The sequence below is a fragment of the Microterricola gilva genome, from assembly GCF_004217495.1.
Taxonomy (GTDB): domain Bacteria; phylum Actinomycetota; class Actinomycetes; order Actinomycetales; family Microbacteriaceae; genus Microterricola; species Microterricola gilva.
The window spans coordinates 1,488,463-1,510,605 of sequence record NZ_SHLC01000001.1; the positions used below are offsets into that span (position 1 = coordinate 1,488,463).

The following is a 22,143-nucleotide window of genomic DNA, read 5'->3' on the forward strand; positions in this document are numbered from 1 at the left end:
GGGCGTGACGCTGCGCACGATTGATTCCCTCGGGCCACTCGCAGGCAAGCACGTCATCGTGCGCTGCGACCTGAACGTTCCGCTGAAGGACGGCCAGATCACAGATGACGGTCGTGTGCGAGCGTCTCTGCCCACCCTCACCGCTCTGCTCGCTCAGGGCGCCCGCGTGAGCGTCGTCTCACACCTCGGGCGCCCTGATGGGGCACCGGATGAGCGCTACAGCCTTGCCCCGGTCGCCCGCCGTCTCGGCGAGCTCCTGGGCAAGCCCGTTGCCTTCGCGACCGACACCGTCGGCGCTTCGGCGCAGGCGACGGTCGCCGCCCTCGCCGACGGCGAGATCGCCGTTCTCGAGAACCTGCGTTTCAACGCGGGGGAGACCTCCAAGGTCGCCGAGGAACGGGCGGCCTTCGCAGCCGAGCTCGCGGCCTTCGGTGACGCACTCGTCTCCGACGGCTTCGGTGTCGTGCACCGCAAGCAGGCGAGCGTCTACGAACTGGCCGAGCTGCTCCCGAGCGCCGCCGGTCTCCTGATCGCCGCAGAGCTCGATGTGCTCGACCGCCTGACCGAGAACCCCGAGCGGCCGTACGCCGTCGTCCTCGGCGGATCCAAGGTCTCAGACAAGCTCGGCGTGATCGGCCACCTGCTGCCGCGCGTCGACTCGCTGCTCATCGGCGGCGGCATGCTCTTCACCTTCCTTGCGGCCCTCGGCCACAAGGTCGGATCGAGCCTGCTCGAGGTCGACCAGATCGACACCGTCAAGGGCTACCTGGCCGAGGCGGAGCGCCTGGGCGTCGAGATCGTCCTGCCGACGGATGTCGTCGTCGCCTCGAAGTTCGGTGCGGACGCCGAGGTTCTCGTGCGTGCGGCCGACGCCATCGAAGACACCCCGTTCGGTGCATCCGGGCTGGGACTCGACATCGGACCGGACACCGCCGCGCGGTTCGCGGAGGTCATCCGTGCCTCGACGACCGTGTTCTGGAACGGCCCGATGGGCGTCTTCGAGCTCGCCCCCTTCGCAGCGGGCACCCGTGCCGTTGCCGAGGCTCTCACCGAGGTCACCGGCCTCAGCGTCGTCGGCGGTGGCGATTCAGCCGCAGCCGTGCGCGCACTCGATTTCAACGATGACCAGTTTGGTCACATTTCGACCGGTGGAGGTGCCAGCCTCGAGTTCCTCGAAGGCAAGCGACTTCCCGGTCTGGAGGTACTCGGATGGTAGTGAATAGAACCCCCCTCATCGCGGGCAACTGGAAGATGAACCTGGACCACCTCCAGGCCATCGCCTTCGTGCAGAAGCTGGCGTGGAACCTGACGGAGGCCAAGCACGACTTCAGTGCCGTCGAGGTCGCCGTGTTCCCCCCGTTCACCGATCTGCGCAGTGTTCAGACGCTGGTCTCGGCCGACAAGCTCCCGCTCGCCTTCGGCGCGCAGGACGTCTCGGAGCACGTCTCCGGTGCGTACACCGGCGAGATCTCGGCCGCGTTCCTCGCCCAGCTCGAGTGCCGCTACGTGATCATCGGTCACTCGGAGCGTCGCACCCTGCACGGTGAGACCGACGAGCAGGTCGCGGCCAAGGTCGCTGCGGCTCTCGCACACGACATCGCCCCGATCATCTGCGTCGGCGAGACGGCGGAAGACCTGGAGAAGCACGGCCCGAGCGCCGTTCCCGTCGCCCAGCTGCGCGCGGCACTCGCCGGCGTGAGCGGAGCGGCCGACCTCGTCGTCGCCTACGAGCCGGTCTGGGCCATCGGCTCCGGCCAGGCCGCAACGCCAGAGCAGGCTGAGCAGGTCGCGGCCGCGCTTCGCGCCGTGCTCGTCGAGCTGCTCGGTGACGATGTCGCCGCGAAGACCCGCATCCTCTACGGCGGTTCGGTCAAGTCGGGCAACATCGCCGGATTCATGCGTGAGCCGAACGTCGACGGCGCCCTCGTCGGCGGCGCGAGCCTCGACATCAACGAGTTCGCCAGCATCAGCCGCTTCAAGCAGCACGTCGGTCTGTAGTCCGAAACGGTCGGAACGACAAGGGCCTCGGCGCGGCATCCGGTGAACGGGTGCCGCGCCGGGCTATAATTGTCTGTGGTCTTGGCGCGGCGTCCCTGCTTCGCATTGTGAAAGGTTTCTCGTGGAAATTCTCCAGGTAGTAATGCAGGTCATTCTCGGTTTGACGAGCCTGCTGCTGACCATGCTGATCTTGCTGCACAAGGGTCGCGGTGGCGGTCTCTCCGACATGTTCGGTGGAGGCATGACCAGCAACCTCGGCGCATCGGGTGTCGCAGAGCGCAACCTCAACCGGATCACCGTCATCCTTGGTCTTGTCTGGGTCTCGAGCATCATCGTGCTCGGCCTCATCACCAAGTTCGACACAGGGCTCTAACTCGGCGCCGCCCCGGCGGCTCCGTCACACAGCATCAATTCACAGCTCTATTCAACACAGCAGCGGAGGCAGCCATGGCATCGGGTGGCAGTGCAATTCGGGGATCGCGCGTCGGCGCAGGCCCCATGGGCGAACAGGACCGCGGCTACCACGCGGACCGCGTGGCCGTTTCTTACTGGGATGCTCTCGGCAACGAGACCGTCCGCTACTTCTCGGCGATCCTGCCCGATGAGGAGATCCCGCTGACGATCGACTCCCCGCAGTCCGGTCTCCCGGCCGGCCGCGACAAGGAGAACCCCCCGTCGCTGGCGAAGCTCGAGCCGTACAAGACGCACCTCGCCTACGTGAAGGAGCGTCGCACGGAGGAAGAGGCTGAGCAGCTCCTCGAAGAGGCGCTCGAGCAGCTCCGCGTCCGCCGCGGCAAGGTTTCAAGCAGCAACTAGTCCATGTGACTGAACACAACAGAAAAGCCCCAGCCGGATCGGCTGGGGCTTTTCTGTTGCTCCGCTCAGTACGAGGGGGCGATGAGGGACTCTGGTACCTCGGCCGCTGCGTCACGGTCGATGAAGAACACCGTGCGCTTGCGGCCCTTGATGCCACCGGCAGGAACCTCGTCGCGACTCGCGCCGGCCAGGGCCAGGCCGAGGGCGGGCGCCTTGTCGGATCCGGCGAGGACCATCCAGACACGGTCGGAGTGGTTCAGCACCGGACGCGTCAGGCTCAGGCGCTCTGCCGGCGGCTTGGGCGAATTGCGCACGGCGATCACCGAGCGGTCGTTCACCTGGATGCCGGAGCGGTGCGGGAACAGGGAGGCGACGTGGCCGTCCGGCCCGACACCGAGGAAGGTGATGTCGAGACGGGGCAGCTCAGCGCCCTCTTCGGCGTGGGCGGCGAGCTCGGCCGCGTAGGCGTCTGCCGCCTCGTCCAGGTCGAGTGCGCCGTCGGAGGCCGGGAAGCGGTGGATGTTCTCGGCCGGGATGTCGATGTGGCCGAGCAGGGCGTCGAACGCCTGCTGGTCGTTGCGCTCCGGGTCACCGGCAGGCAGCCAGCGCTCGTCGCCCCACCAGAAGTGGATACGCGACCAGTCGAGCGTGTCCCGCGCGCTGGACTCGTTGACGGCCGCCAACACGCCCGAGCCCATCGAGCCGCCCGTCAGCACGATGTTCGCGCTGCCAAGGTCGTCGAGGATGTCGAGCGTCTTGGTGATGAATCGAGCGGCGACAGAGCCGGCGAGTGCCTGCTTGTCTGGATGCACGAGCACCCGGCGTTCATTGGTCATGCGGCTGGTCCCGTCGTGATCGGCTGTGATGCACCGAGTCTAGCGAGGGCCTCCGTGATGACCTGGCCGTAGAGCTCATCCGGGTCGAGACGGCGCAGCTCGTCGGCCAGGCAGTCGCGCAGATTGCGGCGGGGCAGGGCGAGGCTGTGGGTCGGCTGCTCCGGCTGGGTCAGCACGGCGACACCGGCGACGGAGCGGGTGAGGTCGATGGCGCCGGTCGAACGCTCCATGCGCACGCTGTGGATGCCGTGCGACGTCGCGCCTGGCGTCAGCACGTACTCGGTCGGCGCCTCGAGCGCCGAGTGCAGCCAGGCGCTCAGCAGCGTCGTCGACGGTGAGTCGTCGCTGCCCTCGACGTGCACGGAGGTGACGGGGGAGTACGGCGGCTGGTCGAGCACGGCGGCCAGCTGAGCACGCCAGAGCGTCAGGCGGGTCCACGCGAAGTCGATGTCGCCAGGCATGTAGCTCGCGGCGAGCTGCGCGAGCGCCGCCTGCGGGTTCGGCTGCGCGGAGGCATCCGTGATGCGTCGGTGGGCGATCCGGCCGAGCGGCGCATGACCGGGCACGGCGGGTGCGGTCCCGGGCCACCAGGTGACGACCGGGGCGTCCGGCAGCAGCAGGCCCATGACGAGGCTCTGCTCGTCGCTGGCGGCCTCGCCGCTGGCGCGCAGGATGATGACCTCGCTGGCACCCGCGTCTCCGCCGACGCGGATCTCGGCGTCGAGGCGGGCCTCGAGCGTGGAGTCGCCGTTGGCGCACACGACGAGCACCCGCATCGGGTGCTCACGGGACGCGTCGTTCGCGGCCTCGATCGCCACCTCCTCAGAGCCAGTGGACGCCGAGATGATCAGCGTCAGCACGCGGCCGAGGGCGACGACGCCGTTCTCCTCGCGCATCTTGACGAGGGCCTTGGACACCTGGCTGATGGTGGTGTTGGGCAGATCGATGATCATGGACGCCTCCAGACACGGCCGTCGCGGGCCAGAAGTTCATCGGCCGAGCTGGGACCCCAGCTGCCGGGGCTGTACTGTTCGGGCTGGCCCTGCGTCGCCCAGAACTCCTCGATCGGGTCGAGGATCTTCCAGGAGAGCTCGACCTCCTCGTGCCGGGGGAAGAGCGGCGGGTCGCCGAGGAGCACGTCGAGGATGAGACGCTCGTATGCCTCGGGGCTCGCCTCGGTGAACGCGTGGCCGTAGCCGAAGTCCATCGTGACGTCGCGCACCTGCATGCCGGCGCCCGGCACCTTGGAGCCGAAACGGATCGTGACGCCCTCATCGGGCTGGACCCGGATGACGAGGGCGTTCTGGCCGAGCTCCGAGGTCTGGCTGTCAGCGAAGAGCTGCTGCGGGGCACGCTTGAAGACGACGGCGATCTCGGTCACCCGGCGGCCGAGGCGCTTGCCTGCCCGCAGGTAGAACGGCACGCCGGCCCAGCGGCGGGTGCCGATGGTCAGCTTCATGGCCGCGTAGGTCTCGGTCAGCGACTCGGGGTCCATGCCGTCCTCATCGAGGAAGCCGAGAACCTTCTCGCCGCCCTGCCAACCGCCGCCGTACTGGCCCCTGGCCGTGCCGGTGCCGAGATCCTCCGGCAGACGAACGGCGGCGAGGACCTTCTCCTTCTCGGCGCGGAGCGCGGAGGCGTCGAAGGAGATCGGCTCCTCCATCGCGGTGAGGGCGAGCAGCTGCAGCAGGTGGTTCTGGATGACGTCGCGGGCAGCGCCGATCCCGTCGTAGTAGCCGGCACGGCCACCGACGCCGATGTCCTCCGCCATCGTGATCTGCACGTGGTCAACGTAGTTGGCGTTCCAGATCGGCTCGTAGAGCTGGTTGGCGAAGCGGAGCGCCAGGATGTTCTGGACGGTCTCCTTGCCGAGGTAGTGGTCGATGCGGAACACCGAGTCGGCCGGGAAGACCGACTCGACGACGGCGTTGAGCTCGCGCGCCGTCTTCAGATCGCTGCCGAACGGCTTCTCGATCACGACGCGACGCCAGGCGCCGTCCTTGCCGGCCGCGAGGCCGGACTTGCTCAGTTGTTCGGTGACCTGGGGGAACGCCTTTGGCGGGATCGAGAGGTAGAACGCATGGTTGCCCATGGTTCCACGCTCTCGATCCAGCTCGTCGATCGTCTCCTTGAGCTGCGCGAACGCATTCTCATCGTCGAAGGTTCCGGGGACGAACCGGATTCCCTGCGCCAGCTGCTGCCAGACTTCCTCGCGGAACTCGGTGCGTGCATGCTCCTTGACGGCATCGTGCACGACCTGCATGAAGTCCTGGTCGGCCCAGTCGCGTCTGGCGAAGCCGACGAGACCGAAGCCGGGGGGCAGCAGTCCGCGGTTGGCCAGGTCGTAGACGGCCGGCATCAGCTTCTTGCGGGACAGATCGCCTGTCACGCCGAAGATGATGAGCCCGCTCGGACCGGCGATGCGGTTCAAGCGGTAGTCGGCCGGCGACCGCAGTGGGTTGGAATCCGCGGTGATGTTCACCGGTGCCATGAAGCTCCTCGAAGAGATGAGATGGAGTGCTCGCGCTCAGCGGGCGGCGTCGAACAGGGTGCTCACGTTTGCCGCGGCATCCGTCAGCGTGAGAGTGAGGACGGGGCGTCCGTGGGCAGCCAGCACGCTGGCGTCTCCACTGGCCTGGGCCTGGATGAGCTCACCGAAGGTGAACGGGCTCTCGGGGATCGCGAGGTCCTCGGCCGGGGTGGCGAGGATCTGCAGGAACGCGCCGACCGCTGGACCGCCCTTGTGGAACTGACCGGTCGAGTGCAGGAAGCGAGGGCCCCAGCCGAAGGTGACCGGGCGTCCGCTGCGTTCGGCGAGGATCGCACGGAGCTCGGCGAGCTGCGGCAGCGCCAGACGGTCGACGTATGCCTGGATCGAGATGTAGCCGTCCTCCGGCACCTCCTCGATCAGCACGTCGATCGCGGACTGCAGGTCGCTGGCCGCTCCGATGACCTCAGGGGTGCCGCGCACCTCGATGCCCTCGGAGACGAAGGCGGCCGGTGCTGGCTCTGGGCGTGCGTCCAGAAGGCCACGGGTTGCGATCTTGGCCGACTCGACGTCGGGCTGGTCGAAGGGGTTGATGCCAAGCAGGCGACCGGCGACGACGGTCGCGTACTCCCAGACGAGGAACTGCGCGCCGAGCGTTCCGCTCACGCGCACCTCATTGGCGTCTCCGCCGGGGAAGAGGTGGTGACCGGCGTCGTCGACCAGGCGAACGAGCAGGAAGTCATCGAGCCCCGCCGTGATCTCCGCTGCGCCATCGTCGAGGACGACGGGGAGCAGGCCGGTGCCGAGCTTGCCCGTCGACTCCGCGATGAGCTGCTCGACCCAGTCGGGCAGGCCGACGATGTGCGTGCCGTCCGCGAGCAGACCGAGCTTGTCGCGCAGCGGCGACGTGCCCGCGATCGCGGCGCCCAGGATGAGGCCGGGGTTCTCCTCGTTGTCGACGGCGAGGGGCAGCGAGATGGCCTCTGCCTCGTCGAGGAGCTGGGCGATGTCAACGCCGGCGAGACCGGACGGCACGAGGCCGAACGCGGTCAGTGCCGAGTAGCGGCCACCGACGTTCGGGTCCGCGTTGAACACGCGGTAACCGGCGGCACGGGCCGAGACGTCCAGCGGCGAACCGGGGTCGGTGACGACGATGACGCGGGTGACGGGGTCGATGCCGGCATCCGTGAACGCCTTCTCGAAGACGCGACGCTGGCTGGCGGTCTCGACGGTCGATCCCGACTTCGACGAGACGACGATCGCCGTCTCGCTGAGGCGGTCGTTCAGCGCCGCGAGGACCTGGCCGGGGTCGGTGGAGTCCAGAACGGTGAGCTCGACGCCCATCGTCCTGGTGATGACCTCCGGGGCCAGCGAGGAGCCGCCCATGCCCGCGAGGGCGATGTGGCTGACGCCCTGGGCGCGCAGTTCGTCGCGCAGGGCGACGATCTCGGGGACGAGCGGGCGCGAGATCGCGACCGACTCGGTCCAGCCCAGGCGGATCGCCGACTCGGCCTCGGCATCCTCGCCCCACAGGGTCGGGTTCAACGCGGTGATGCCCGACGCGACCTCGTCAGCGACGAGGGTGCCGAGGTGGCGGCGCACAGCCTCAGCTGCAGCGCCGCTCACCGCGATCTTGATGCTCACTTGGCTGCCTCGAGGGCGACCTTGACCGTCTCGAGCAGTTCGCCCCACGAGATGATGAACTTGGAGACACCCTCGGACTCGAGCAGCTCGGTGACGTCGTCGTAGGAGACGCCGACTGCCGCAAGCGCGTCGAGAACGGCCTGGGCGTCTGCGTAGGAGCCGGTGACGGTGTCGCCGGTGATGACGCCGTGGTCGAACGTCGCCTCCATCGTCTTCTCCGGCATCGTGTTGACGACGTTCGCGGCGACCAGGTTGGTCACGTAGAGCGTGTCGGGCAGGCTCGGGTCCTTGACACCGGTCGAGGCCCAGAGCGGGCGCTGCGCGTTGGCGCCGGCGGCGAGCAGGGCCGCCGCGCGCTCCGTCTCGAAGGCCTTGATGAACACGTCGTAGGCGAGCTGCGCGTTGGCGACGCCGGCCTTGCTCTTCAGTGCGATGGCCTCGTCGCTGCCGATCGCGTCGAGACGGTTGTTGATCTCGGTGTCGACACGCGACACGAAGAAGGAGGCAACCGAGTGGATTGTCGAGAGGTCGTGGCCGTTGGCCTTGGCCTTCTCGAGTCCGGCGATGTAGGCGTCGATGACCTGCTGGTGGCGGGCCAGGCTGAAGATCAGGGTCACGTTGACGCTGATGCCGGCGGCGATCGTCTCGGTGATGGCCTCGAGGCCCGCGATGGTCGCGGGGATCTTGATCATGGCGTTCGCGCGGTCGACCTTGGCCCAGAGCTGCTTGGCCTGGGCGATGGTGCCCGCCGCGTCGTGGGCGAGGCCCGGCTCGACCTCGATCGACACGCGGCCGTCGACACCGTTGCTGGCGTCGTAGACCGGGCGGAAGATGTCGCTGGCGTCGGCGACGTCGCGGGTGGTGATCTCGAAGACCGCCTCGTCGACGCTGGCACCAGATGCCGCGAGCTCGGCGACCTGCGCCTCGTAGGCGTGGCCGTTCGCCAGCGCGCTGGCGAAGATCGTCGGGTTCGTGGTGACGCCGACGACGTTCTTCTCGTCGATCAGCTTCTGCAGGCCGCCGGAGACGATGCGCTCACGGGAGAGGTCGTCGAGCCAGATGCTGACGCCGGCCGCGGACAGCTGGGCGAGGGGAGTTGCTTCAGTCATTGTGTTCAATACTCCTTTGCGCGGCTTACGCCGACGCGATCGATTCCTTGGCGGCGGCCACGACGGCTTCGGTCGTGATGCCGAACTTGGTGAAGAGTGTCTGGTAGTCGGCCGATGCACCATAGTGCTCGATCGAGACGGCGCGACCCTGGTCTCCGATGTAGCTATTCCATGTCAACGCCAGACCGGCTTCAACCGATACCCGGGCCGTGACATTCTTCGGCAGAACCGACTCGCGGTACTCCGCAGACTGCTCCTGGAACCACTCGAGGCTCGGAGCCGAGACGACGCGGGCGTGAACGCCGTCCGCCTTGAGCTCCTCGCGGGCGGCGAGGGCGAGCTGCACCTCGGAGCCGGTGGCGATGATGATGACGTCGGGGGTGCCGTTTGCGGCATCCGCGAGCACGTACGCGCCCTTGGCCACGTTCTTGGCCGAGGCCAGCACGTCGCCGGATGCGTCGCCGTCACCACGCTCGAACACGGGGATGTTCTGACGGGTCAGCGCGATGCCGGCAGGGCCACCGCGACGCTTGAGGATCTCGAGCCAGGCGTAGCTGACCTCGTTGGCGTCGCCGGGGCGCACGACATCCAGGCCGGGGATCGCGCGCAGCGTCGAGAGCTGCTCGATCGGCTGGTGGGTCGGGCCGTCCTCGCCGAGGGCGACGGAGTCGTGGGTCCAGACGAAGATCGACGGGACCTTCATGAGGGCAGCCAGACGGACGGCGGGACGCATGTAGTCGCTGAAGATCAGGAAGGTGCCGCCGAATGCGCGGGTGTTGCCGTGCAGGACGATGCCGTTGATGATCGACGCCATGGCGTGCTCGCGGATGCCGAAGTGCAGCACGCGGCCGTAGGGGTTGCCCGTCCACTCGTGCGTGGAGTGCTCGCTCGGCACGAAGGAGGCCGAACCGTTGATGGTCGTGAGGTTCGACTCGGCGAGGTCGGCCGAGCCGCCCCAGAGCTCGGGGATGACGCCGGCGAGGGCGTTGATGACCTTGCCCGATGCCGCGCGGGTCGACACCGAGGTGCCGCCCTCGAAGACGGGCAGAGCGGACTCGGCCTCGTCGGGCAGCTCGCCGCTGAGGACGCGGTCGAGGAGGACCTTGCGCTCCGGGTTGGCTGCGGCCCAGGCGTCGAAGCCCTTCTGCCACTCTGCGTGCTGCTCTGCGCCACGCTCGACGGCCTTGCGGGTGTGCGCGATGACCTCGTCGGAGACGGCGAAGCTCTCGGCGGGATCGAAGCCGAGCACCTCCTTGACGGCGGCGAGCTCCTCGGCGCCGAGCGCCGAACCGTGGATCTTGCCTGAGTTCTGCTTCTTCGGGCTCGGCCATCCGATGATGGTCTTCAGCACGATGAGGCTCGGCTTGTCGGTCTCGCCCTTGGCTGCCTCGATGGCGGCGTTCAGCTCGACCATGTCCTCGACGTACTCGCCCGTCTTCTTCCAGTCGACGGTGAGCACCTGCCAGCCGTAGGACTCGTAGCGCTTGGCGACGTCCTCGGTGAAGGCGATCTGGGTGTCGTCCTCGATGGAGATCTGGTTGCTGTCGTAGATCGCGATGAGGTTGCCGAGCTGCTGGTGGCCGGCGAGCGAGGATGCCTCGCTGGTGACGCCCTCCTGCAGGTCGCCGTCACCGGCGATCACGTAGACGAAGTGGTCGAACGGGCTCGTGCCTGCTGCGGCATCCGGGTCGAAGAGGCCACGCTCGAAACGGGCGGCGTAGGCGAAACCGACGGCGGAGGCGAGGCCCTGGCCGAGCGGGCCGGTGGTGATCTCGACGTGGTCGGTGTGCCCGAACTCGGGGTGGCCGGGGGTCTTGGAGCCCCAGGTGCGCAGCGCCTTGAGGTCGTCGAGCTCGAGGCCGTAGCCGCCGAGGTAGAGCTGCACGTACTGGGTCAGCGAGCTGTGGCCAACCGAGAGCACGAAGCGGTCGCGGCCGAGCCAGTGCTGGTCGGACGGGTCACGGCGCATGACCTTCTGGAACAGGAGGTATGCGGCCGGGGCGAGGCTCATGGCCGTACCGGGGTGGCCGTTGCCGACCTTCTCCACTGCGTCTGCCGCGAGAATACGGGCGGTGTCAACTGCCTTGTTATCAATGGAATCCCATTGCAGATCTGCCACTGGATACTGACCCTTCTAAGCGTTGGGGCAGCGCATTCCGCGCCTGCTCCCGTTGAGGTATGCCGCGCCGAAATCGTCATTGGCTCATCCCCGACGCGCGCAACTCGCCACAGATGGGCCGAAATACTTGTGCGCACGTTGGAGACCGGCGAGCTTCTTCAGTATAGAGACAGCACTCAGCCACGCGCATTGATGTGACGATTGCTCGCTGCAGCCCGTTATGCATTCGTGGCCTAGAATTGGCTGAGAACCCGGCTGTAAGAGGAGCAATGGACGTCGCACTAGAGAATCGCACCCAGAGTCAGCGACCCGATCTGCGGCGCAAGCTCCGGGCCTACTGGGCACTGACGAAGCCGCGCGTCATCGAATTGCTGCTCGTGGTCACGGCTCCGACGATGATTCTGGCGCAGAACGGCATCCCGAGCCTGTGGCTCGTGCTTGCCACCCTGATCGGCGGTGCGATGAGCGCCGGGTCGGCCGGGGCGTTCAATTGTTACATCGACCGCGACATCGACCGGGTGATGAAGCGGACGAAGAACCGTCCCCTCGTCACGGGGGAGCTGAGCGACCGCGAGGCCCTCGTCTTCGCCTACGGCTTGGGCGCCGCATCCATCGTCTGGCTCTGGCTCACGACCAACTGGCTCGCCGCGGCACTCTCGCTCGGTGCCATCCTGCTCTACGTCGTCTTCTACAGCCTGATCCTCAAGCGCCGCACCGCCCAGAACATCGTCTGGGGCGGCGTCGCCGGCTGCATGCCCGTGCTCATCGGCTGGGCCGCCGTGACCGGGGACATCACCTGGCCGCCGATCATCCTGTTCGCGATCATCTTCCTCTGGACGCCGCCGCACTACTGGCCGCTCTCGATGAAGTACCGCGACGACTACAAGGCGGCCGGCGTGCCGATGCTCGCCGTCGTGCGCGGCCGCGCCCAGGTCGGGCTGCAGACGATCCTCTACGCGTGGGCGACCGTCGCGTGCTCCCTGCTGCTCATCCCCGTCGCCGGCATGGGCCTGCTCTACACGGCCGTCGCCCTGGTGACGGGTGGCTGGTTCATCTACGAGACGCACCGCCTGTACAGCCACGCGATCCGCCACAGCGAGGTCTCGCCGATGCGGGTCTTCCACGGCTCCATCGCCTACCTGACGCTGCTCTTCGTCGCCGTCGGAGTCGACCCGCTGCTGCCCTTCTAGGCACCGCCGAGCTCGTAGAAACGGCCCCCTCCCATCCCGGGAGGGGGCCGTTTCTACGAGTTGGGCACGACGCACTCGCGTGCCCCGGATGTCGCTTCCCTGCAAGCCCTGAGCGTCTCAGCTGATCGGGGCGCCCCGAACTCGTAGAAACGGCCCCCTTCCGCGCGGGAAGGGGGCCGTTTCTCCGAGCTGGAGCCGTGGCGCCTAGGCGACGGCAGCGGGGGAGGCCTCGGCGACCGGAGCCGCGACGGCGACGGGCTTCTTGAGGCTGAGCACGACCGCGGTCATCGTCGAGGCGAGCAGGGCCGCGAGCAGCATGTGCGTCGCGACGAGCGCCTCGGGCAGGCCGGTGTTGGCCTGGATCAGGCCGACGGCGATCTGCATGACCTCGACGGCCAGCAGGTAGAGGGTCCACCGGTGCACAGCGGTGCCGCGGAAGTTCATCGAGGTGATCGCGAGGAACAGCGTCAGGGCGAAGGTGGCGTATGCCGGCCACGCGTGCAGGTGTTCGAACAGCTCGGCGTTGAAACCGGTGCGGGCGGCGTTGAGGTCGCCGGAGTGCGGGCCGGATGCCGTCGTCAGCACGCCCATCGCGATCGTGAGCGCGACGAAGAACGTCGTCACGTGCGCGGTGATCTTGAACCAGCGCGGAACGGCGGATTCGCGCGGGCCGGGCACCGCGTATGCGCGGATGATCAGCGCGGCGGCGACGCAGCACATGATGAGCGACGCCGTGTAGTGGAATCCGACGATGAAGGGGTGGAGCCCCGTCAGCACGGTGATGCCGCCGACGACGGCCTGGGCGACGACGCCGATGAGGAGCACGAGGGAGAGCACCCAGAGCTCGCGGCGCTCCCTGCGCATGCGCAGCACGAGCAGCACCATGATCACCGCGATGATGCCGACGACGCCAGACATCATGCGGTTGCTGAACTCGATCACGCCGTGGATGCCCATCTCCGGCGTGGGAACCAGGGATTCCGGGGTGCAGAGCGGCCAGGTTGGGCAGCCGAGCCCCGAGCCGGTCAGGCGCACGGCGCCGCCGGTGACGATGATCACCAGCTCCGTGATGAACGAGAGCCAGGCGAACAGTCGCACGCGCCCATCGACCTGAGTTGGCAGCCAGTTGTAGATGCGCTTCACCGTGTATTCGCCTTCATGATTGATGCTTTGCGCGAAGCTGAGCGTCGCGCACGCCGATCCTCAGCCTTGTGGCTGTAGAATCAATTGATTTGAGAACCGCTGTCACGCGCCGATGCGTCACACGACGCAGAGCCGCGCGCTCCGACAGTTGGTCTTTGAATATCTTAGGTACGCAATGCAGCCACCCGCACAATCGTTCATCGATGCCAGACGCATTCGCGCTTGGTACGGGAATGAGCCGGACTGATATCCGGTTACAGCGGGCAGGAGAAGAGGTAGAGAATGTCGGACGTGCTCATCGACCGCCCCGAGCTCGAGTCACTTGGTGTCTACGAGTTCGGATGGTCTGACCCGGATGCCGCTGGTGCATCCGCCCGTCGAGGAATCTCGAAGGAGGTTGTCTCCGACATTTCGGCCCTGAAATCTGAACCGGCCTGGATGCTCGAACGCCGCCTCAAGGGCTACGAGCTCTTCGGCCGCAAGCCGATGCCGACGTGGGGCGCCGACCTCAGCGAGATCGACTTCGACAACATCAAGTACTTCGTTCGGTCGACCGAGAAGCAGGCCCAGAGCTGGGAAGACCTGCCCGACGACATCAAGAACACCTACGAGAAGCTCGGAATCCCCGAGGCCGAGCGCCAGCGCCTCGTCGCCGGCGTCGCGGCCCAGTACGAGTCCGAGGTGGTCTACCACCAGATCAACGAAGAGCTCGAGGCCCAGGGCGTCATCTTCATGGACACCGACACGGCGCTCAAGGAGCACCCGGAGTTCTTCGAGGAGTATTTCGGCACCGTCATCCCCTCCGGCGACAACAAGTTCGCCGCGCTGAACACGGCTGTCTGGTCAGGTGGCTCCTTCGTCTACGTGCCGCCTGGCGTGCACGTCGAGATCCCGCTGCAGGCCTACTTCCGCATCAACACCGAGAACATGGGCCAGTTCGAGCGCACGCTGATCATCGCCGATGAGGGCAGCTACGTTCACTACATCGAGGGCTGCACCGCGCCGATCTACAAGAGCGACTCGCTGCACTCCGCCGTGGTCGAGATCATCGTCAAGAAGAACGCCCGCGTTCGCTACACGACGATCCAGAACTGGTCGAACAACGTCTACAACCTGGTCACCAAGCGGGCGACCGCGGCAGAGGGCGCGACCATGGAATGGGTCGACGGAAACATCGGCTCCAAGGTCACCATGAAGTACCCGTCGATCTTCCTGATGGGCGAGCACGCCAAGGGCGAGACGCTTTCCGTGGCCTTCGCCGGCCCCGGCCAGCACCAGGACGCCGGCGCCAAGATGGTGCACATGGCTCCGTACACGCAGTCGTCGATCGTCTCCAAGTCGATCGCCCGCGGCGGCGGCCGTGCCGGCTACCGCGGCGAGGTGCGCATCGCCGCCAACGCCCACCACTCCAAGAACAGCGTCGTCTGCGACGCCCTGCTGGTCGACAGCATCTCGCGCTCCGACACCTACCCGGCCATCGACATCCGCGTCGACGACGTGCAGCTCGGCCACGAGGCAACGGTCTCGAAGGTCAGCGAGGAGCAGCTCTTCTACCTGATGAGCCGCGGCATCGACGAGACCGAAGCCATGGCCATGATCGTGCGCGGCTTCATCGAGCCGATCGCGCGCGAGCTGCCCATGGAATACGCCCTTGAACTCAACAAGCTCATCGAAATGGGCATGGAAGGATCCGTCGGCTAAATGACCGCCGCCTCGACACCCAGTACAACCATGCCCACTTCCGCGACGCCGACCGCGAGCCTCGTCGAACCCGGCCAGCACGGCCTGAAGAAGCACAGCGACGGCGGCTGGGGTCTCGCCCCCGTGCAGACCCGCTCGGCCCGCTTCGCCTCCTTCGAGCACAGCGACTTCCCGGTCATCACCGGCCGTGAGGCCGTGTGGAAGCTCTCCCCGGTCGCCAAGTTCGCCGACCTGCTCGACGGCGAGCTCGACGGTTCGCCGTACGAGTTCAGCGCCACGGATGCCGCAGGCGTCAGCGTCAGCTGGATCGACCGCGACGACGCCCGCATTGGCTCGGCCGGCAAGCCGGAGGAGCGTGCATCCGCCAACGCGTGGACCAACTTCGAGAAGGCACTGCTCATCTCGGTGACCGGCGAGGACGCGAAGGAGCTCACGCTCTCCCGCAGCACGCTCGGTGCAGCAGCCCGCGCCGCGCACATCGTGATCGAGGCCGCGCCGTTCAGCAACGCGCGCATCGTGCTCGAGAACGCCGGCGACGCCCGCATCACCGAGAACGTCGAGATCCTCGTCGGCGAGTCGGCGAACCTCAGCGTCGTCAGCGTGCAGCAGTGGAACGACGGTGCCGTGCACCTGGCCAACCACTTCTCGCGTGTCGGCCGTGACGCCAAGCTCAAGCACATCGTCGTCTCCCTCGGTGGAGAGGTCGTCCGGGTGAACCCGACGACCCACCTCGCCGAGTCCGGCTCCGACGTCGAGGCCTTCGGCCTCTACTTCGCCGACGCCGGCCAGCACCTCGAGCAGCAGGTGTACGTGCACCACGACGCACCGCACTCGCGCTCGCGCGTCAACTACAAGGGCGCGCTGCAGGGCCAGGATGCCCGCACCGTGTGGATCGGTGACGTGCTCATCGGCCCGAAGGCAACGGGAACGGACAGCTACGAGCAGAACCGCAACCTCGTCCTGAGCGAGGGAACGCGTGCAGACTCGATCCCGAACCTCGAGATCGAGACCGGCGACATCGCCGGCGCCGGCCACGCCAGCGCGACCGGTCGATTCGACGACGAGCAGCTCTTCTACCTGCAGTCGCGCGGTATTCCAGAGGAGGAGGCCCGCCGCCTCGTCGTGCGCGGATTCCTCAGCGAGATCATCCAGCAGATCGGCTCGGCCCCGCTCGAGGAACGCCTCCAGGGCGTGCTCGAGGCCGAGCTCACGGGATCGGTGCTCTGATGGCCGCCAGCAGGATCTGCGCGCTCGACGAGCTCGAAACGAACCAGGCCGTCAAGGTCGACATCGATGGCGTCTCCATCGCACTCGTGAAGGATGCCGCAGGGGAGGTGTTCGCCATCGGCGACACCTGCACCCACGGCGACATCTCCCTCTCCGAGGGCTTCGTCGAGGACGACACGCTGGAGTGCTGGGCCCACGGATCGCAGTTCTCGCTGCGCACGGGCAAGCCGCTCACCCTCCCGGCCTACGAGCCGGTCCCCGTCTACAAGGTTGAGCTTGTCGACGGCGACATCTACATCGACACGGCCGTCACGCTGGCCGTCTGACCTTTCAGGCACCGCACCCACTTGACCGGCGCTGGCGCGCCGAAAACGAAAGAGATTGAACACTATGTCTGTTCTTGAAATCAAGGACCTGCACGTCAACGTTGAGACCGACCAGGGCACCAAGCAGATCCTGCGCGGCGTCGACCTGACCATCAACGAGGGCGAGATCCACGCCGTCATGGGGCCGAACGGCTCCGGCAAGTCGACCCTGGCCTACACGATCGCCGGCCACCCCAAGTACCACGTCGAGGGTGGCTCCATCCTCCTCGACGGCGAAGAGGTGCTCGACATGAGCGTCGACGAGCGCGCCCGCGCCGGCCTCTTCCTGGCCATGCAGTACCCGGTCGAGCTTCCCGGCGTGAGCAACACCAACTTCCTCCGCACGGCGAAGACCGCCATCGAGGGCGAGGCTCCCAGCATCCGTCACTGGATCAAGGACGTCCGCTCCGCCATGGACGCCCTGCGCATGGACTCCTCCTTCGCCGAGCGCAACGTGAACGAGGGCTTCTCCGGTGGCGAGAAGAAGCGCAACGAGATCCTCCAGCTCGAACTGCTCAAGCCGAAGTTCGCCGTCCTCGACGAGACCGACTCCGGCCTCGACGTCGACGCGCTCAAGATCGTCTCGGAGGGCGTGAACCGCGCCAAGGCGAACACGGGCCTCGGCATCCTGCTGATCACGCACTACACCCGCATCCTCCGTTACATCGAGCCCGACTTCGTGCACGTCTTCGTCAACGGCCGCATCGCGGAGCAGGGCGGCCGTGAGCTTGCAGATCGCCTTGAGGATGAGGGATACGATCGCTTTCTCACCGGCACGAACGTAGGCTAGTTCTATGACCAGCACACTCGCGCCGGCGCGTTACGACGAGATCGAAGAGGCGCTCAAGGACGTGATGGACCCGGAGCTCGGCATCAACATTGTCGACCTCGGGCTCATCTACGACCTCGGCTGGGACGACGAGAACGACGCCCTCGTCATCCACATGACGCTGACCAGCGCCGGCTGCCCGCTCACCGATGTGCTCGAGGAGCAGACCGCCGAGGCACTGGACGGTGTCGTCGAGCAGTTCCGCATCAACTGGGTGTGGATGCCGCCGTGGGGTCCGGAGAAGATCACCGACGACGGCCGCGACATGATGCGCGCGCTCGGCTTCGCGATCTAGGCAGCACCGAACGCAGAACGGCCCGTCTCCCGAGGGAGGCGGGCCGTTCGTCGTCGCAGTAGGCTCGCACCATGGGCAGTCAATTCATGAACCCCGACGCAGATCGCAGCGAAATCGCTCCGCGCGAGCGGTACATTCACGGCCACCACGAGAGCGTGCTGCGCTCACATTCGTGGCGCACGGTGCAGAATTCCGCCGCCTATCTATTGCCGCACCTCGCAGCCGGCCAGCAGGTTCTCGACGTCGGAAGTGGGCCGGGCACGATCTCGATCGACATCGCCCGCCGCATCGCGCCAGGCACCGTCGTCGGAATCGACTCGTCGGCTGAGGTCGTCGAGCAGGCGGCGGCCCTCGCCCACGACAACGGCGTCGACACGGTCAGCTTCAGGGTCGGCGACGTCTACGCCCTCGAATTCGCCGACAATAGCTTCGACGTCGTGCACGCCCACCAGGTGATGCAGCACCTCGCCCGCCCGGTCGACGCGATGCGGGAGATCCGGCGCGTGTTGAAGCCGGGCGGCGTGTTCGCCGCACGCGACGTCGTGTACGGATCCACCTCGTGGTACCCGGCTGTGCCGGCCCTCGACAGCTGGCTGCGGACGCTGCTCACCGTGCACCGCGGCAACGGCGGCGACCCCGATGCGGGCCGCGCGCTCAAGGCGTGGGCGCGGCACGCCGGTTTCGCCTCCGTGACGAGTTCGGCGTCGATGTGGTGTTTCGCCACGGATGCCGAGCGCGACTGGTGGGGGAGCACCTGGGCCGAACGCGCGCTCGAGTCGAGCTTCGCGGCCCAGGCGATCGAGACCGGTGCGGCATCACTCAACGATCTGCACGCGATGGCGGACGGTTGGCGCTACTGGGCGGCGGACGCCGACGGCTGGTTCGGCATGCCCCACGGCGAGATCATCGCGGTGAAGTAGCTCTCGGTTTCGACAGGCTCAACCAGAGGGAACCGTTGATAGAGCCTGTCGAAATCCTTACCAGTCGTCGTCGTCGCTCTCGGCGAAGTCGCTCGTGCTGGCCGGGATCCGCTGCGTGATGGTGGCGCTGTCGGCCTCCGCGTCGTAGCGGATAACCGTGCCGTCATCGAGCTCGAGCACGGGCTTACCCTCGAGCCAGGTCAGCGTCCAGCGCCAGGCCGAGCGGTCGATCGCGGCATCCGGAGCATCGCTCTCGACGGCCTCGATCGCCACGAGGACGACCTCGGGGAGCGTGCTCGGGGCGCTCTCGCCGAACGCCCAGCGCTTGCCGAGCTGCATCAGGCGTCGCTTCCGGCGGTGATGTCCATCTCGTAGGTGATCCAGTCGGTGCGCGTTGCGACCTTGTCGTAGAGCACCTGGGCAACCTCGTTGTCTGCGGCCGTGATCCAGCTGACGCCGCTGAGCTTGTGCTCCTTGGCGTACTCCCTGGCCGTCTCGAGCAGCGCGGAGCCGACACCGGTGCCCCTGGCCGATTCCGCGACGAAGAGATCGTCGAGGAAGAGCCCGCGGGTGGCCTCGAGGGGCTGGGCGAACTCACGCAGGTGCGCGAGGCCGATCAGCTCGCCGTCGCGCTCAGCGACGAAACCGAAGGTCTCGTGGTTCTTGTCGCTCAGCCAGCTCCACACGATGAGGGCCTGCTGGTCGGTGAACTCACGCTTGTAGAACGTGGTGTAGCCCTCGAAGAGGCCGATCCAGTTGAAGAAGTCGCCGTCGGCAATGGGTCGAATCTGCACAGTCATGCTGGTTCTCCTAGCTCTCGTTCACCGGAGCGAACACAATGTCGGTGACGGCAATCTCGGCGCCCTCGGCAAAACTCAACTCCTCAATGCGGCCTACGGCCTTCAGATCAGCAGCGGCCTGGCGGAGCAGTTCGAGCTGTTCTGGAGTAGCAACGATAACAGCAGAGGCCACGAGAGTCTTCTGCGATGCCTTGGCGTCGGTCTTGGCGCGACGGATGCCGATGAGGGCCTGGCCTGCGGCGGCGAGCACGCGCGGGTCGGCACCTGGCAGATCCGTCGGGACGGGCCACGCGGCCGTGTGCACGCTGTCGTCGTTCGACCAGGACCAGGCCTCCTCGGTCGCGAACGGTACGAACGGGGCGAACAGTCGCAGCAGCACGCGCAGCGCGATGCGCAGCGCCGTCGTCGCCGATGCCTGCGCCGGACCGTCGGCGTACGCGCGCTCCTTGACCAGCTCGAGGTAGTCGTCGCAGAACGTCCAGAAGAAGCTCTCGCTCACCTCGAGGGCGCGGGCGTGGTCGTAGTTCTCGAACGCGCTCGTTGCCTGCTCGATCACGGTGTGCAGCGCGGCGAGCATGCTGAGGTCGAGCGGCTCGGTGACGGCGGCGAGCCCGGCTGCCGCTGCGTCGTCGCTCTGCTCGAAGCTCAGGATGAACTTGGCCGCGTTCAGGATCTTGATCGACAGGCGACGGCCGATCTTGATCTGGGTCGGGTTCTGCGGGTCGAAGGCCGCGTCGGTGCCGAGGCGCGATGATGCCGCCCAGTAGCGGACGGCGTCGGATCCGTGCTGCTCGAGGATGTCGGCAGGCGTGACGACGTTGCCCTTGGACTTGGACATCTTCTTGCGGTCGGGGTCGACGATGAAGCCGGAGATGCTCGTGTTCTTCCACGGTGCGACGCCGTGCTCGAGCTCTGCGCGCAGCACGGAGGAGAACAGCCAGGTGCGGATGATGTCCTGGCCCTGCGGGCGGAGGGAGTACGGGAAGACGAGGTCGAAGAGCTCCGGATCGCGCTCCCAGCCGCCGGCGAGCTGCGGGGTGAGCGAGGAGGTCGCCCAGGTGTCCATGACGTCGTGCTCGCCGATGAAGCCGCCGGCGACGCCGCGCTGTGCCTCGTCGAAGCCGGGGGCGGTGTCGGAGGACGGGTCGACGGGCAGCATCTCCCGACCGGCGATGATCGGCGCGTCGAAGACGGGGTTGCCGTCGGCGTCGAGCGGGTACCAGACGGGGATCGGGATGCCGAAGAAGCGCTGGCGCGAGATGAGCCAGTCGCCGGTGAGGCCGCCGACCCAGTTCTCGTAGCGCACGCGCATGAACTCGGGGTTCCAGTTGAGCTCGGTGCCGTGGCCGATCAGTCGCTCACGGAGCGCCTCGTCCTTGGCGCCGTTGCCGATGTACCACTGCCGGGTGGAGACGATCTCGAGGGGCTTGTCGCCCTTCTCGAAGAACTTCACCGGGTGTTGGATCTTCTTCGGCTCGCCGATCATCTCACCGCTGGCCTGCAGCAGCTCGACCATTGTCTGCTTGGCGGAGAACACGGTCTTGCCTGCGATCTGGGCGAACGCGGCGAGGCCTTCCTCGCTCGTGATGGCCTCCGGAGCCTCGCTGATGATGCGGCCGTCGAAGCCCATGATCGCGCGGTTGGGGAGCTGGAGCTCGCGCCACCAGACGACGTCGGTCACGTCGCCGAATGTGCAGATCATGGCGATTCCGGAGCCCTTGTCCGGCTGGGCCAGGTGGTGGGCGAGCACAGGGACCTCGACGCCGAAGATGGGCGTGCTGACGGTCGTGCCGAAGAGGGGCTTGTAGCGCTCGTCATCCGGGTGGGCAACGAGGGCGACGCAGGCGGCGAGCAGCTCGGGGCGGGTTGTCTCGATCTCGATCGTGTCGCCGTCCGGCTTGTGGAAGCTCACACGGTGGTACGCGGCCGGCTGCTCGCGGTCTTCGAGCTCGGCCTGCGCGACGGCGGTGCGGAAGGTGACGTCCCAGAGCGTCGGGGCCATCGCCTGGTACGCCTCGCCGCGCTCGACGTTGCGGATGAAGGCGAGCTGCGAGGTGAAGAGCGCCTCGTCGCCGATGGTGCGGTAGCTCTGCTTCCAGTCGACCGAGAGGCCGAGGGTGCGCCAGAGCTCCTCGAACTGCTTCTCGTCCTCAACGGTGAGGCGTTCGCAGAGCTCGATGAAGTTGCGGCGGCTGATGGGCTGCTGGTCGGCTGCCTTGGTGCTCTTGCCGTCACCGCCCTCGAACGGCGGCACGAAGTCGGCCGCGTAGGGGAGCGTCGGGTCGCAGCGCACACCGTAGTAGTTCTGCACGCGACGCTCGGTGGGGAGGCCGTTGTCGTCCCAGCCCATCGGGTAGAAGACGCTCTTGCCGCGCATGCGCTGGAAGCGGGCGACGACGTCGGTGTGCGTGTACGAGAAGACGTGACCGATGTGCAGCGAACCGGACGCCGTCGGCGGCGGCGTGTCGATCGAGTAGATCTGCTCGCGCGTGGCGTTGGCGCGGTCGAAGCTGTACGTGCCCGCGGTCTCCCAGACGGGGCCCCACTTGGCTTCCAGCCCTTCGAGGACGGGCTTGTCTGGAACGCGATCAGGGGTAGTCATGAGGCTCCGGTTCGTTATGGGCGGCACCGTGTCGGTGGTGAGGTGCCTGAGTGTCAGCTGT

Annotated in this window: 21 protein-coding genes; 11 read left to right on the forward strand and 10 right to left on the reverse strand. The window is 67.2% G+C overall.

What is annotated here, in order from left to right; translation table 11 throughout:
- Nucleotides 1-4 precede the first annotated feature (4 nt).
- The 4 genes from EV379_RS06865 to EV379_RS06880 all read left to right on the forward strand — a co-directional run bounded on the left by EV379_RS06865 (nucleotide 5) and on the right by EV379_RS06880 (nucleotide 2,814).
- Nucleotides 5-1,216, forward strand: coding sequence for a phosphoglycerate kinase (locus EV379_RS06865; RefSeq protein ID WP_130505479.1), 1,212 nt, complete (start codon nucleotides 5-7; stop codon nucleotides 1,214-1,216).
- Nucleotides 1,210-1,998, forward strand: coding sequence for a triose-phosphate isomerase (gene tpiA / locus EV379_RS06870; protein WP_130505480.1), 789 nt, complete (start codon nucleotides 1,210-1,212; stop codon nucleotides 1,996-1,998). The genes EV379_RS06865 and tpiA overlap by 7 nt, the downstream gene beginning before the upstream one ends.
- Nucleotides 1,999-2,119: 121 nt before the next feature.
- On the forward strand, nucleotides 2,120-2,371 hold the full coding sequence (gene secG, locus EV379_RS06875) for a preprotein translocase subunit SecG (RefSeq protein ID WP_055840151.1): 252 nt from the start codon (nucleotides 2,120-2,122) through the stop codon (nucleotides 2,369-2,371).
- A 74-nt stretch (nucleotides 2,372-2,445) separates the two neighbouring features.
- Nucleotides 2,446-2,814, forward strand: coding sequence for an RNA polymerase-binding protein RbpA (locus EV379_RS06880; RefSeq protein WP_130505481.1), 369 nt, complete (start codon nucleotides 2,446-2,448; stop codon nucleotides 2,812-2,814).
- Nucleotides 2,815-2,879: 65 nt separating this feature from the next.
- On the opposite strand, the gene pgl is transcribed toward EV379_RS06880, so the two are convergent.
- Genes pgl through tkt form a run of 6 tightly spaced genes read right to left on the reverse strand, consistent with a single transcriptional unit; the run spans nucleotide 2,880 to nucleotide 11,010 of the window.
- Nucleotides 2,880-3,650, reverse strand: coding sequence for a 6-phosphogluconolactonase (gene pgl, locus EV379_RS06885; protein ID WP_130505482.1), 771 nt, complete (start codon nucleotides 3,648-3,650; stop codon nucleotides 2,880-2,882).
- Complete coding sequence (locus EV379_RS06890; protein WP_130505483.1) at nucleotides 3,647-4,603, reverse strand: glucose-6-phosphate dehydrogenase assembly protein OpcA; 957 nt, start codon at nucleotides 4,601-4,603, stop codon at nucleotides 3,647-3,649. Before EV379_RS06890 ends, pgl begins: the two co-directional genes overlap by 4 nt.
- Nucleotides 4,600-6,141, reverse strand: a complete 1,542-nt coding sequence (gene zwf, locus EV379_RS06895) for a glucose-6-phosphate dehydrogenase (protein WP_130505484.1) — start codon at nucleotides 6,139-6,141, stop codon at nucleotides 4,600-4,602. Before zwf ends, EV379_RS06890 begins: the two co-directional genes overlap by 4 nt.
- Nucleotides 6,142-6,177: 36 nt before the next feature.
- Nucleotides 6,178-7,782: a glucose-6-phosphate isomerase gene (locus EV379_RS06900; RefSeq protein WP_130505485.1), complete on the reverse strand. Its 1,605-nt coding sequence runs from the start codon at nucleotides 7,780-7,782 to the stop codon at nucleotides 6,178-6,180.
- A complete protein-coding gene (gene tal, locus EV379_RS06905) occupies nucleotides 7,779-8,891 on the reverse strand; it encodes a transaldolase (RefSeq protein WP_130505486.1) in 1,113 nt (370 codons plus the stop codon). The genes EV379_RS06900 and tal overlap by 4 nt, the downstream gene beginning before the upstream one ends.
- A gap of 25 nt (nucleotides 8,892-8,916) precedes the next feature.
- A complete protein-coding gene (tkt, locus tag EV379_RS06910) occupies nucleotides 8,917-11,010 on the reverse strand; it encodes a transketolase (protein WP_130505487.1) in 2,094 nt (697 codons plus the stop codon).
- Between the two features lie 269 nt (nucleotides 11,011-11,279).
- On the opposite strand from tkt, the gene EV379_RS06915 reads away from it, so the two are divergent.
- Nucleotides 11,280-12,200, forward strand: a complete 921-nt coding sequence (locus tag EV379_RS06915; RefSeq protein WP_130505488.1) for a heme o synthase — start codon at nucleotides 11,280-11,282, stop codon at nucleotides 12,198-12,200.
- Nucleotides 12,201-12,404: 204 nt separating this feature from the next.
- Here EV379_RS06915 and EV379_RS06920 read toward each other — a convergent pair whose 3' ends face one another.
- A complete protein-coding gene (locus tag EV379_RS06920) occupies nucleotides 12,405-13,343 on the reverse strand; it encodes a COX15/CtaA family protein (RefSeq protein ID WP_130505489.1) in 939 nt (312 codons plus the stop codon).
- A gap of 282 nt (nucleotides 13,344-13,625) precedes the next feature.
- Here EV379_RS06920 and sufB point away from each other — a divergent pair, with 282 nt between their 5' ends.
- The 6 genes from sufB (at nucleotide 13,626) to EV379_RS06950 (ending at nucleotide 18,680) form a co-directional block, all read left to right on the forward strand.
- Entirely contained in the window at nucleotides 13,626-15,044 is a 1,419-nt protein-coding gene (sufB, locus tag EV379_RS06925) for a Fe-S cluster assembly protein SufB (RefSeq protein ID WP_130505490.1), read from the forward strand.
- A gap of 30 nt (nucleotides 15,045-15,074) precedes the next feature.
- Complete coding sequence (gene sufD / locus EV379_RS06930) at nucleotides 15,075-16,271, forward strand: Fe-S cluster assembly protein SufD (protein ID WP_130505491.1); 1,197 nt, start codon at nucleotides 15,075-15,077, stop codon at nucleotides 16,269-16,271.
- Entirely contained in the window at nucleotides 16,271-16,597 is a 327-nt protein-coding gene (locus EV379_RS06935; RefSeq protein ID WP_130505492.1) for a non-heme iron oxygenase ferredoxin subunit, read from the forward strand. The genes sufD and EV379_RS06935 overlap by 1 nt, the downstream gene beginning before the upstream one ends.
- Nucleotides 16,598-16,661: 64 nt before the next feature.
- Nucleotides 16,662-17,426 (forward strand): Fe-S cluster assembly ATPase SufC, encoded by a 765-nt coding sequence (gene sufC / locus EV379_RS06940; RefSeq protein ID WP_130505493.1) that lies wholly within the window; start codon nucleotides 16,662-16,664, stop codon nucleotides 17,424-17,426.
- A 4-nt stretch (nucleotides 17,427-17,430) separates the two neighbouring features.
- Entirely contained in the window at nucleotides 17,431-17,760 is a 330-nt protein-coding gene (locus EV379_RS06945; RefSeq protein ID WP_120256825.1) for a metal-sulfur cluster assembly factor, read from the forward strand.
- Nucleotides 17,761-17,831: 71 nt separating this feature from the next.
- Entirely contained in the window at nucleotides 17,832-18,680 is an 849-nt protein-coding gene (locus tag EV379_RS06950; protein WP_242616274.1) for a class I SAM-dependent methyltransferase, read from the forward strand.
- A gap of 57 nt (nucleotides 18,681-18,737) precedes the next feature.
- On the opposite strand, the gene EV379_RS06955 is transcribed toward EV379_RS06950, so the two are convergent.
- Genes EV379_RS06955 through valS form a run of 3 tightly spaced genes read right to left on the reverse strand, consistent with a single transcriptional unit; the run spans nucleotide 18,738 to nucleotide 22,082 of the window.
- Entirely contained in the window at nucleotides 18,738-19,019 is a 282-nt protein-coding gene (locus tag EV379_RS06955; protein WP_130505494.1) for a hypothetical protein, read from the reverse strand.
- Entirely contained in the window at nucleotides 19,019-19,480 is a 462-nt protein-coding gene (locus EV379_RS06960) for a GNAT family N-acetyltransferase (RefSeq protein ID WP_130505495.1), read from the reverse strand. The genes EV379_RS06955 and EV379_RS06960 overlap by 1 nt, the downstream gene beginning before the upstream one ends.
- 10 nt (nucleotides 19,481-19,490) lie before the next feature.
- Nucleotides 19,491-22,082, reverse strand: a complete 2,592-nt coding sequence (valS, locus tag EV379_RS06965; RefSeq protein WP_130505496.1) for a valine--tRNA ligase — start codon at nucleotides 22,080-22,082, stop codon at nucleotides 19,491-19,493.
- Nucleotides 22,083-22,143: the final 61 nt, after the last annotated feature.